Origin of the sequence: Paenibacillus sp. PK1-4R (assembly GCF_030369595.1) — a bacterium.
Classification (GTDB): Bacteria; Bacillota; Bacilli; order Paenibacillales; family Paenibacillaceae; genus Paenibacillus.
Map to the genome: position 1 here is coordinate 1,992,759 of NZ_CP126535.1, position 13,177 is coordinate 2,005,935.

General features: G+C 47.5%; 7 protein-coding genes and 1 tRNA gene. 6 read left to right on the top strand and 2 right to left on the bottom strand.

Annotation, left to right across the window (positions count from 1 at the left end; all coding sequences use genetic code 11):
- Positions 1–220: 220 nt before the first annotated feature.
- The 6 genes from QNO02_RS08725 to QNO02_RS08750 all read left to right on the top strand — a co-directional run bounded on the left by QNO02_RS08725 (position 221) and on the right by QNO02_RS08750 (position 12,006).
- A complete protein-coding gene (locus tag QNO02_RS08725; protein WP_091032783.1) occupies positions 221–2,347 on the top strand; it encodes a bifunctional diguanylate cyclase/phosphodiesterase in 2,127 nt (708 codons plus the stop codon).
- Between the two features lie 160 nt (positions 2,348–2,507).
- Positions 2,508–2,578 (top strand) — tRNA-Gly (locus QNO02_RS08730).
- 519 nt (positions 2,579–3,097) lie between these two features.
- Positions 3,098–4,990, top strand: coding sequence for a ribosomal protection-like ABC-F family protein (abc-f, locus tag QNO02_RS08735; RefSeq protein WP_249911275.1), 1,893 nt, complete (start codon positions 3,098–3,100; stop codon positions 4,988–4,990).
- Between the two features lie 597 nt (positions 4,991–5,587).
- The gene (gene pheS, locus QNO02_RS08740; protein ID WP_124113690.1) at positions 5,588–6,622 is read left to right on the top strand and encodes a phenylalanine--tRNA ligase subunit alpha; all 1,035 of its coding nucleotides are present in this window, start codon (positions 5,588–5,590) and stop codon (positions 6,620–6,622) included.
- An 83-nt stretch (positions 6,623–6,705) separates the two neighbouring features.
- A complete protein-coding gene (gene pheT / locus QNO02_RS08745; protein ID WP_249911274.1) occupies positions 6,706–9,159 on the top strand; it encodes a phenylalanine--tRNA ligase subunit beta in 2,454 nt (817 codons plus the stop codon).
- Positions 9,160–9,297: 138 nt separating this feature from the next.
- Positions 9,298–12,006 carry a hypothetical protein gene (locus QNO02_RS08750; protein ID WP_289391830.1) on the top strand — a complete coding sequence of 903 codons (2,709 nt, stop codon included), beginning with the start codon at positions 9,298–9,300 and terminating at the stop codon, positions 12,004–12,006.
- Positions 12,007–12,110: 104 nt separating this feature from the next.
- Here the strand turns inward: QNO02_RS08750 and QNO02_RS08755 are convergent, their stop codons facing one another.
- Both QNO02_RS08755 and QNO02_RS08760 read right to left on the bottom strand, forming a co-directional pair.
- A complete protein-coding gene (locus tag QNO02_RS08755) occupies positions 12,111–12,506 on the bottom strand; it encodes a cytochrome C oxidase subunit II (protein WP_433583373.1) in 396 nt (131 codons plus the stop codon).
- 217 nt (positions 12,507–12,723) lie between these two features.
- Complete coding sequence (locus QNO02_RS08760) at positions 12,724–13,083, bottom strand: phage holin family protein (protein WP_017689637.1); 360 nt, start codon at positions 13,081–13,083, stop codon at positions 12,724–12,726.
- Positions 13,084–13,177 lie beyond the last annotated feature (94 nt).

Sequence of the window (13,177 nt, forward strand, 5' to 3'; positions counted from 1 at the left end):
TAATGCCTTGTTTTTCTCTATATTTATGAATAAATATTCCTAGGAGTAACTATTTTTTAGTTCACGTATACAAAATTAAATGTTATTATGTACCAGATAGCATGTGTATGCATGTGAATTGAACGTTGGTTAATATTTTTTTTTTGTCGAATCGTGTAGTAAGTTGTTAGGTTTGGTTAATGTAATTCAGGATAGGTGATCCCGGGAAGGAAAACACGGCATGAAGGTTAATCTGCAAGATCAGAGAAAAATAAGTTGGGTCGCTGTGTGCGGCTTATTGTGTTTCCTCGCAAGTCAATGGTTTCGTTCTTCTTCAAGCTCTGATCTGATCATATCGGGTTACCCGGTTTTGACACTCTTGGGTGGATTCGCTGCGGCAGCGGCTTGTATCGGCATCTACAATCAAAGCTGGTTGTTTCGGACACAGAAGCTAACTCTTCGGAGGACATTATTGACAACACTCTTTTTATTGATTGGTCTGTTTGAACTGGTTCATATTGTTTCATTTGCAGAAGAGATTCCAAATGGAGCCATGATGGAATCGGAGTTCTCCTTAATGATGTCAACCATGGGATCTTTGGTATGTTCCGTAGGTTTACTGCTCGTGTATACCTTAAATGAGAAAGAAATTGCATTACCACGCAAATTCTTACTGTTCAGTGGGACATTGGGTACCTTTGTTATTTTGTACATACTGGCTATCCAGGAATGGAGCATGTTACCAAGTATGCTTGATGGGGAAGTGCTTGGTGGTATCTTCACCCGAGTTCATTTTATGGTCGGATTGCTCTATGGCATTATTGCAGTTCTTTTGTTTGTGCAGTGGAAAAAAACCAAAGATGGTGATCTACCAACCATTCTATGTGGCATTCTGTGTTTCTTTTTTGGTGAATGTTATTTTGTTTCAGCAACTGGGGTGAACGATCTCAATCTGTTATTAGGATTGCTGAGTAATTGCATGGCGTATTTTTTCATTCAAAAAGGCCTATATACGTCCGTTGTGGACACACCTTTCCTGCAACAGCAGGTCGCGGAAGCCAAGATGAACTATATTGCTCATCATGATGATGTAACGGGACTTCCCAACCGTCGTCGCCTTTCCCAGCGGTTGAAAAAGATGATGGATGATGCCGTGGTGCAGGAACAGCTTGTTGGTGTATTGGTCCTGAATATTAATCGGTTCAAAACCATTAATGATTCGCTCGGACAGCAAGCAGCTAATCGGGTTTTGCGTCAGGTAGGTCAACGACTGAAACATCTGTCACTTCCAGGAGAAGAAGTCTTTGGATTGGGAAGAGATGAGTTTGCATTAACGATGACAGATTTCAGTTCAACCGATACAGCGTTGCGTCGGACAAGATCCATTTTGCAACTTTTTGAGAAGCCCGTCTTGGTTGATGGCAATGAGTATCATCTTACACTTGGAATCGGGATGGCCATTTTCCCACATGATGGGGAGTCACCACTGGAGATTATTCAGAATGCAGATACGGCTTTGCACAGTGCCAAGGAACAAGGAATGGAACTGAATCGTTTTGCCCATGCGATGCAGATGAAGGCACAGGAGCGCTTGCAGCTTGAGAATGATCTGCGCAAGGCGTTGGATCGAGGTCAGTTTTACTTGGTCTACCAGCCGCAGGTTAATCTGCAAAGTGGGCTAATCGTTGGCATGGAAGCCTTGGTGCGTTGGCAGCATCCGCAGCGAGGCTCGGTATCTCCGGCGGAATTTATTCCTCTGGCTGAAGAGAGTGGGCTCATTGTGCCACTTGGCGAATGGGTGCTTCGTGAAGCGTGTGCACAGAACAAACAGTGGCAGGAAGCCGGTTATCGTAAACTGTGTGTTTCGGTGAATCTATCGATGAGACAATTCAGGCACTCCCATTTGTTGGACAATATCAATGGCATTCTCAAAGAGACGGGACTAGAGCCTGTATGGCTTGAACTGGAGATTACAGAGAGCATGACATTTGATAAAGACCGGTCATTCGAACAGTTGCGCAAAATCAAAGAAATTGGTGTGCATATCAGTATTGATGATTTTGGAACGGGATACAGCTCGTTGCACTATCTGAAGGATCTGCCGATTGATCGGCTCAAGATTGACCGTTCATTTGTGAATGAAGTCATGGAAGACAGCAATAACGCTGCGATTGTATCCACCATTACTTCAATGGCGCATCATTTACAGCTGAAAGTGACAGCTGAGGGCGTGGAGAACGAAGATCAGATGGTCTTTCTTCGCAATCAACACTGCCACGAGGCTCAGGGTTATTTCTTTAGCAAACCGATTAAAGCAGCTGAATTTGAAAAGCAGTTTTTGAGAGATGTGGATAAGCCTACAGGCTAGGGAACAGCGGGGGCGCGAGGGTGCTCCTGCTTTTTTTGATGGATGCGTAATGAAAAAAATGGGAAATATGACTTGCATGCTATAGAGGATCATGGTATATTATTATTTGTAAAATCACTGTTAAATTCCTAAGGAACTTAACAATAAAATCTTCAATCATGCGGGTGTAGTTCAATGGTAGAACTTTAGCCTTCCAAGCTAATAGCGTGGGTTCGATTCCCATCACCCGCTTAACGAAGCAGTACCGGAGTCCTTGCGATGCAAGGACTTTTTTTATTGCGCTAAAGGAAATCCCGTGGTAACAGCGAGCAGAAGGTTGTTCTGTTTTCGTAGTGGCCAGTAAGTAAGTATTCTTTAGATTAATTTATATAACCTTTGCTTTTTTACAATGATCTGGTACAATAACGGAGAAATTGATACTACACATGAATGAGAGGTAACCATACGTCCCATGAAGTAAAACACATGAATTGAACCCCAGTTAACTGCAGACGGTTTTATAACGCAGTCAGCCAGAGCGGCTGAGCAATGAGGGGATTCGTGTGTCCAAATTCAGCTATGGGAAAAGGTATGGAACAAGTAAGCCTTGAAGGTTTACGTGTACCCTGTGTTTGGGGTTTCTTTGTTCATGCCGTAGCTTACCTTAGATCTGTCTTTGAATGCTTGATCCAACCCTGAATTGCCAAACCGCCGGCTGATGCCAGCGGTTTTTTTTGTTCAGCAAAAAGGATGCAGGAAGGATGAGGCCTCATGATGACATTGGTACGCTTACATGAAGTATCAAAAGAGTGGAACGGTAATGAATTGTTTACAGGATTGAATTTGGAGATTAATGAGGGCGAACGACTCGCCATTTTGGGTCGCAACGGATGTGGCAAGACAACGTTGTTACGTATCATTTTGGGCGAGGAGCATGGTGGCGGACGGATAGAACGTCATATCCCTCAGCAGGAATGGGGGTTCATGCGCCAGCGCTCGGAGATTGAGGCCGGGATGAATGTACTGGATGCGGTCCGGCGTGAGAGCGGTCAGATCTATGAAGTAAAACGGAACTTGGAAGAACTGGAACAACGTCTGAGCATCAGCACTGAAGCGGATGAAGAACTGCTTGCAGCTTATACACAAGTGATGGAGCAATATGAACAGTTGAACGGTTATATGTGGGAGACTGAGGTAGAGAAAGTACTGACTCGCCTTGGATTATCCGCAGAGCATTGGAATAGACCCTATCATTCCTTGAGCGGTGGACAAAAAACAAAGGCTCGTTTGGCGGGGCTGCTTGTCAGCAAACCCAAATTCCTGATCCTGGATGAACCGACGAATCATCTGGATGAGGGAAGCATGCGCTGGCTTGAAGAGTGGTTATCCTCATATGAAGGTACGCTGTTATTTGTATCACACGATCGTACGTTTATTGATCAGGTAGCAACAGGCGTCATTGAGTTCAGTCCAGATGCCCTGACCAAATACAAGGGCGGATACTCCGACTACAAGATCCACAAAGAGCGTGAATTACGCGAACAGGAAACGATCTACCGCAGGCAGGAATTGGAACGTAAGGCGCTGGAAGAAACGATTCGAAATTATCAGGAATGGTTCCATAAAGCGCATAATTCGGCAACCGATGTGGAGGTGAAGATCACCCAAAGCTTCTACAAGGCCAAAGCCAACAAAAATATTTCACGATACCATGCGAAACAAAAACAGCTGGAGCGTTTGGAGCGGGAACGGGTGGATAAACCTCGTGAAGCTGCAAAATTGAACATGGAATTACATATGAATCCACTGGCTGCACGCCAGCTGCTTGCGCTGGAAGAGGTGAGTTTTTCATATACGGGAGACAAACTATTGCTGCGGGATCTTCGGATTACTTTGGAACGTGGAGATCGGCTTGCTGTACGAGGTCCTAATGGAACGGGCAAGACAACACTGCTGAAGTTGATGATTGGTGAGCTGGAACCTTCACAAGGCAAGGTCACACGGCATCCACAGCTGAAAATCGGTTACTTTTCACAGGAGCTGGAAGGGCTCCCGGAGAATCAGACGCTGCTGGACAGCTTGCTTACTCTTCCATCCATGACACAAAGTGCGGCACGTACCATTCTGGGATGTTTCCTATTTTCCAGAGATGATGTGTTCAAGCACATTGGGGATTTGAGCATGGGGGAAAAGTGCAGAGTGGCATTTCTGAGACTGTATTTTGGCGGAGCAAATCTGCTGGTGCTGGACGAACCGACAAACTACCTAGACATCGATACCCAGGAAGTCATGGAGAATGTATTAAAACAGGCTTCAGGTGCTTTGGTGCTTGTATCCCATGACCGGATGCTGACGAAGTCACTCGCGAATCGGTTATGCGATCTGGAGACTGGTGGCACAGCAACTCTGTTTGAAGGAGGTGTGTCGGATTGGGAGCAGTCCACCAAACTTCGGGAGGTGGCGCTGGAGACCCGGGAATCCGATGATGAGCGGTTACGATTGGAGATGCGCCTATCGGAGTTGCTGTCTCCTGTAAGCACTGCTGGAAAAGACAGTCTGACACAGCCCGAGCATTCGAATGAGCGAGCAGTCGAGGCAGCTGAGATTCGCGAAATCCAGCAGCGCCTGAAACAATTGAAAGATAAGGGTGCAAGCATAAATTAGAACATGGACGGCTTGCTATTTCGATCTATTTTGCATATAATTATGAACGACCATCGATGATTACATCGATATGGGTATGTGTTCAAAAAGATCGGTTTTCAGTACCAAGAAGATGGGATGAAGATAGAAATGGAGTAGCGGAGCGTAGGGAAAACTACGTGAGCAACGGACATTTCGGCTGAATGCCATATTCGATGCTGATGATGCCGCCAGGCATCATTCGTAATCAAAAGCGGACTTTTTGACAACCTCTAGAGGTTTAACTAACAAGCAAACGTGATGATGGAGACAAGTAAGCAGTACCTCTGGACAGGGAGGAAGCGCCGTAGATTGAGAGCGTTTCTGTAGAACAAGGCTGCCGAAATTCACTCCGAAGCGGTTCCCTGAACCTGTTTGTGTGCAGACACAGAGGCAACAGTAGGGGCAAACGGTTAACGGTCGTTATTCCGTACAAAGTGAGACAAAACCGGTTGCAGGCCAGAAGGTCCGTGCAGCAATGGATGTCTAACAAGGGTGGTACCACGGTCTTTTCGTCCCTTCAGGGGAGAGAAGGCCTTTTTTTGTTGCAAAAACACCACAAAAAGGGGGCAATTACACATGAAAGAACGTTTAGAGGCATTGAAGATCGAAGCGCTGGAGCAGTTGTCTGGTGTGAATGATCCGCAGACGCTCGGTGATCTGCGTGTAAAGTATTTGGGGAAAAAGGGTGCATTGACTGAGATTTTGCGAGGTATGGGTGCACTTAGTGCAGAGGAACGTCCGGTTATTGGTCAAGTAGCCAACGATGTTCGAGCTGCCATTGAGGAAGTTATCGACAGCAAGCAGGATCAGTTCCAGAAGGAAGAGACGGCGAAGCGTCTGCAATCCGAGAAAATTGATGTAACTCTGCCAGGACGTCGTGGACGTCAAGGCGGACTGCATCCACTGACCAAAGTGGTACAGGAGATCGAAGATATTTTCATCGGTATGGGATACCGCATTGCGGAAGGTCCTGAAGTCGAAATGGATTATTACAACTTTGAAGCATTGAATCTGCCGAAGAATCACCCGGCGCGGGATATGCAGGATTCCTTCTATGTTACAGAAGACTTGTTGATGCGTACCCATACGTCTCCGGTTCAAGTACGTACCATGCAGAGCATGAAGGGCGAAGTGCCTGTCAAAGTCATCTGCCCAGGCAAAGTATACCGCCGTGATGACGACGATGCGACACACTCTTTCCAATTTAACCAGGTTGAAGGATTGGTTATCAGCGAAAACATTCGTATGAGCGATCTGAAAGGGACCCTATTGCAATTCGTACGTGAAATGTTCGGTTCCCATACGGAAATTCGTCTGCGTCCAAGTTTCTTCCCGTTCACAGAGCCAAGTGCGGAAGTGGATGTAACTTGTGTACAATGTGGCGGCAGCGGCTGTCGCGTATGTAAGCAAACAGGCTGGCTTGAAATTTTGGGCGGCGGTATGGTTCACCCGAAAGTACTGGAAATGGGTGGATACGATCCGGAGAAATACAGTGGTTTTGCATTTGGTATGGGCGTAGAACGTATCGCCATGCTGAAGTATGGTGTCGATGATATACGTCACTTCTACAACAGTGATCTGACCTTCCTGAAGCAATTCGGACGGCTGTAACTTTACAATAAATAGATTAACGTATATAGAGCAAGCGTTATGAACCGGGAATACCAATTTATAGATGAAGGAAGTGAACGTCCATGAGAGTATCGACAGATTGGCTGTCTGATTATATTTCCCTTGAAGGTGTGACGCCACAGGAATTGGCGGAGAAAATCACCCGTGCGGGTGTCGAAATTGATGTAGTGGAGAACCGCAACAAGGGCGTGAATAAAGTTGTTGTAGGTTATGTGAAGAGCAAGGAGAAACATCCTGATGCAGACAAACTGAATGTATGTGTCATCGATGCCGGCCAAGAAGAAGATCTGCAGATCGTGTGTGGTGCGAAAAATGTGGATGCTGGCCAAAAAGTAGTCGTAGCCCTGGTTGGAGCGAAGCTCCCTGGTGGATTGGATATCAAAAAAGCCAAACTGCGCGGTGTTGTCTCCCTTGGCATGATCTGTTCCGCCAAAGAGCTGGGCATGAACGACAAATTGCTGCCCAAAGATCAGCAGGAAGGTATTCTCGTTCTGCCAGAACAAACGGAGGTTGGCACGCCAATCAGCCAGGTTCTTGGTCTCGACGATCATGTGCTTGAACTGGACCTGACACCAAACCGTTCCGACTGTCTCAGCATGCGTGGTGCAGCTTATGAAGTGGGTGCAATCCTGGGTCGTGAAGTGAAGCTGCCAAGTCCCAAAGACCAACTGGTTGAAGTTGGTAATGCAGCCGCAAATCATATCTCTGTAGAGATTAAGGCACAGGAGCAATGCAGCCACTATGCAGCTCGTTATGTAACTGGCATTAAGCTGGGTGCTTCCCCGCTGTGGATGCAAAACCGTCTCATGGCTGCAGGTGTTCGCCCAATCAATAACATCGTTGATATCACGAACTATGTCATGCTTGAATACGGTCAACCGCTACATGCATTTGATGCGGATAAGCTGGAAAAGGGCCATATTGAAGTGCGGATGGCCAACGAAGGCGAAACGATTGTTACACTGGATGGACAGGAGCGTAAGCTGGAGCCGCACATGTTGCTCATTACGGACGGCGTGAAACCGGTAGCCATCGCTGGGGTTATGGGTGGCGAGAATTCCGAGGTATCGGAAGGCACGGTGAATCTGCTCTTGGAGTCCGCCAAATTCGACGGCGGAACCGTTCGGAAAACGTCGCGCCAACTGGGGCTGCGTTCCGAAGCAAGCATGCGTTTTGAGAAGGAAGTAGACCCGGGTGCGGTGATTACGGCTTTGGATCGTGCGGCTGAACTGATTCAGCGTTATGCTGAAGGTGAAGTGCACCAAGGAATCGTGGAAGCTGGAGCTGAAGCTGCGGAGAAACGTGTAATTCAATTGTCGCTGGATAGACTGAATCGTTATCTGGGAACCGATCTGTCTTTGCTTGAGGTAAAAACCATCTTCGCTCGTTTGCACTTTGCATGTGGTGATGCTGATCAAGGATTGCTGGATGTGGAAGTACCAACACGCAGAGGGGATATTACGCTCGACGTAGACTTGTTTGAAGAGATTGCACGCCTGTACGGATACGACAACATTCCAACCACATGGATTGAAGGACCGACGACTCCAGGGGCATATACACGCTCTCAAGCGATGCGTCGCACCATTCGTGGATTGCTCTCCGGCAGTGGCTGGCAGGAAATGATCAGTTACTCCTTTGTACACCCGGATAAAGCGACATTGTTCCCGGCGTTGACACAAGGAAGTAAAGCCGTGAAACTCGCGATGCCTATGAGTGAGGACCGCAGTGTGCTTCGTACGAGTATTTTGCCGCAAATGCTGGATGCAGCGGTGTATAACATGAACCGTAAACAGGATTCACTGGCTGTATTTGAAGTGGGCAATGTGTTCTTCACCGAAGAAGATCAGCTGACCAAGCAACCGCATGAGATTCCGGTACTGGGCTTGCTGCTCACCGGGAATCGTGCAAGCCAGCAGTGGAATGTTGGAGCAGAGAAAGTAGACTTCTTCGATCTGAAAGGTGCACTTGAGCATCTGTTCGCCTATGTGGGGCTTGAACAACGCATTCGCTTGGTAGCAAACAGCCCTGAAGGATTCCATCCGGGACGTTCCGCATCGGTTTATCTGGAAGGTAAGGATGGCGGGGAAGGCACATTGATCGGTACATTGGGTCAATTGCATCCGGAACTGCAACAGCAGTATGATCTAAATGATGTGTACATCGCAGAGATTGCACTTGAATCAATCTACAACGAAGCAGACGCTGACATTCGTTATCGTGAACTTCCGCGTTTCCCAGCCATGGAACGTGATATCGCGGTTGTTGTGAATGAGGATATTGAAGCTGGAGATATGCTGCGCGCCATTCGTGAATCGGCGGGTGAATTGTTACAAAACGTACAGGTATTCGATGTGTTTACTGGCAGTAAACTGGGTGAAAACAAGAAAAGCGTGGCGATGGCACTGGTATACCGGAATCGTGAACGTACACTGACCGATGAGGAAGTTACTGAAGTTCATGCCCGTGTAGTGGCTCGTCTGGAAGAGCAATTCGGAGCGGAATTGCGTAAATAGGACAAAAGAAGATTTTTTGAACAAAGATTAGCAGGAATTGTTTGAAGTCACATCGAATCCTTAGCATTAGAGGATCGATGTGACTTTTTTGTGATTACAGCTTAGAATCAACATACAGACTTGAAGGAGGGCACAACTGTGACTACACCTGATCGTACACGCGTCACCGTAGAGATCTACGGGACTTCCTATAAACTGGTTGGCAGCAGTGCCGACTATATGAAACAAGTAGCTAACCTGGTAGATGAGCGTATGGGCGCAATCTCCAAGCAAAATTCCCGTCTGGATACTCCGCGTATTGCGGTACTGGCGGCTGTACATATGGCTGAACAGTCTCTTCAGACTCAGGAAATCCGTAATGAACTGAAGATGCTTACTGGAGAACGTACAGAACTGAGAAACGAATTGAATCGGTTAAACGCCATACAAAATGAACATCAACAAGAATTGGAACGGCGTGACCAGGCTCTTGCTGATTTGCAAAAGCTGAAGATTGAAGCAGAGCAGGCGTTGCAAAAGTCCGAATCGGACAAAAATTCAGAGATAGCCAAGTTGAATACGCTGCTGGAGCAAGAACGCGCTCAAGCAACGGAGCGAGTGCAGAAATTGCAGGCCCAAGCGACGGCACAACTGAAGGAAGCAGAAGCCAAGGGAACGAAACAGCTGAAGGAAATGGAAGAGAAAGCGGCTAACCAGCTTAAAAATGCACAGGCACAGGCTGCTTCCCAGCTCAAAGAAGCTCAGAACCGTTCTGCAGCCGAATTGCAGCAGGCGCAGGCCAAAGCTGCGGCGCAATATAAAGAGCTGCAGGACAAGACTGCAGCTCAATTAAAAGAAGCCGAAAGCCGTGCCGTTGCAGAACGTCAACAGATTGAAGCCAAAGCTGCGCAGCAGGTTCAGACAGCCAAGGAAGAAGCCGAGTCGGCCATTCTGTCCGAGTTGGAGCAGGCAGAGAGCAATCTGAAGAAAGCTCAGGAAGAAGCAGCGCTACAGTATAACGAACTTCAGCAACAGATGGAACTTCGTCTTCAACAGGCTGAAGAAAAAGCGCTGCAACAGACACAAGAGCTCACGGATCAGGCGAATCAGGAACGGGCTGACTTGCAGGCACAAGCGGAGCAGAAGCGCCTGACTGAGATAAATCAGTTGAATGCGGAGTTTAAGGCGTTATCCGAGCAGTTGGAACTCGAATGGATGGAGAAAGAAGCAGCCCTCGAGGAACAATTACAGCAAGTCAAGGAAGCAGCAGCGTCCCAGGCGAAAGAAGCCGAAGCGGCGGCAGAGGCCTTATTGCAAGAAGAACAGGGCAAGCTCAAGCAGCAACTTGAGGAACAACGTAAACAGGCAGAGACTCGACTATTAGATGTCGAAGAGCAATTAGAAGAAGTGATGACCCAGCTCATCAGTGCACAGGACATGGTTGCTGAACAAGAACAGCAACTTCAGCACGAGCGTGGTCAATTGGAATCGTTACGTCATGAGCATGGGGTCCGTAAACAGGAGCAGGAAGTTCAGACTCGCCGAATCACGGAACTGGAGCAACAACTGGAGCAGTTGAAAGAGGACCGTTCCCAGTTGCAGGAGCTTCTGCGTGAAACGGAACAGGCTGCCCAGCAATCCCGTGATTCACAGGAACAATGGAAGCAGAAGTATAATGAAACTGTGGATAGAGAAACCTCTCTCACAGCACAGCTACGCAAACTTCAGGAGCAACATGCACAGCTTGAACAGGAAGTTCAAAAGCTTCGTGAGGCTGAAGTGAAGTCGGAAGAGGAACAGCGTAGGTTGCATAAGGTGCTTGAACAGGCTCATGCCGCGGTGCGTACATTGCAGAATGAGATCGGCACGCTTACGGAACGTGAGCAGTCCTGGAAGGACCTTGCTGAGCAGCGATTGGCTGAGATCGGGGACCTGGAGAATCAGATTCTTGAAGTTGCTGAACAAAATGAAACGTTGGAGTCTGGTGTGCAATCCCTTCATGATGAATTGTCCGTGGTGAAGGAAGAGTCTCGTTTCAACCATGAAGAGGCTGTGCAATACCAGAAGGATGCAGAGCTTTTGGAAGAGAAACGCAATCAGCTTGAAGTTGAGCTAAATGTTGTTCGGGAAGAGCTGAACCGACTTCAGGATAACTATAAACAAATCCGTAATGATTACAGTGATGCATTACAACGGGAAGAGAATTATAGTTCCAAGCTGGATGAATTGAGCAAGGAGAAACAAGAGATTGTGAGCGCACTTGAAGAAGCGAGACAGTCTTCAGCTAAACTTTCCGAGCGCTACTCGGAGCAAGAGAGCCGGCTAGCCCAGACTGAGGAAGAAGCGTTGGAGTGGCAGATCAAATACGAAGAACTGTCAGCCAAACAGACCGAGTTGGCATCCCGTCTGGAGCAGTTGACAAGACGTGAAGAAGAACTTCGCTCAAGCGTTGAACAAGCAGAGCAGAACGACCAGGTATGGCAACGCCGTGCAGATGAATGGGCGGCTCAGGAACAATCCTGGCAGGAACGCTGGGCTGCACTTGAGAATGAACTAACGGTTTGGAAGAGAGAAAGTGCGGCAAGTAGTGAGTTGCTGGAGGGACTGGAGCAAGAACGACAGCAGCTGGACAAGTTACGTGTAGAAGCGACCCAAGAGAAAGAGATCATGGAAACTGAACTGCTTGAGATGGGGGAACGTTACGAACTAGCGGCCAATCAATTACGTTTGTTACAGGTTGAACGTGAAATGGAGCAGGAGAAGGCAGAGCAGCTGAACACGGAATATCGTCAGTTGCATGATGAATATACGAAATTGCAGACGGAATATAACGAATGGATTGAATTGATTGAACAGGACCAGACCTAGCGTAATGAATGTAGCAGAACTGGCTCGTGGGCAACGCACTCTGGTACAATTTGTTATACTAAAGAAGGAGCTCCCGTCGCTGCGGGGGCTCCTTGTCTTGAATACTATTCTTCAACGATAATTTTGGAGATCATGCTGCTGTGTCCTGAACCACAGAAGACGGAACAGGACATTTCAAACTCACCAACTTTGTCCGGGGTTATGACTTTGGAGCTATTTCTGGTATCCAGTTGAAGATTCAGCTCAGGCACAAGGATACCGTGATTTCCGTTTTCATTTTCATAAACAATGTTGACCGGAACGCCTTTTTTAAGATGGTACTCAGGTTGATCGAATTCATAGTTACTCGCCTTGATGACCAATTCTTCACTGGCTGTAACTCCAGCATCAGCATCGGATCCATTGCTGCCAGATTCTGCGGACTGTTTCGCTCCTCCACATGCAGTGAGGACCAGAATTAACATACAGGCAGCAAGCCATGTTATGCCTTTCTTCATCATGTGCCTCCTTAAAGCGTGATTTGGATAAAATTTGAATGATTGCTCCAGTCATCATACCGCAATATGTGGATGCCTGTACACGCTGCGTATGTCGTTTTTTTGAAAATTGAACGTGTACGGCAGAGCGTGCGTACTGCCCGAATGAAATAAACCCCTTCCGGCACAGGGCCTTCAGAGGTTTAGGAGAATTCATGGGGACTTTAAGGTGAAGTGGAGATTAACTTTTGGAGCTTCGTCCGGCATCAAAAGGGGTGGATACCGGGATGAAGAGATCGATAATCCCGATGACCAGCGCAGCGAGAATGGCACCGAGCAGGCTGACTTCAACATGATCTACAACATATTGACCAAGCCAAATCACCAGTGCGCTAACGATAAATCCGACAATACCGCGACCAAACGGGTTGACTCTTTTGCCGAAGATACCTTCAACGATCCAGCCGAGCAGGGCAATGACGAGAGCAAGCAACAGGGCGCTCCAGAAGCCACCAACGGCGAATCCGGGAACGATCCAGCTAACCACCATTAATACAATTGCAGCGATGATAAATCGCACGACATGTCCCAGAAAATTCATGGTGTTTACCTCCTTTTATTCGGATTGAACTGAGCAGGGCAACTCCAAGGGGATGGAGAGGTTGCACAATCCTGACACCTGTAGTTTGTGGTGC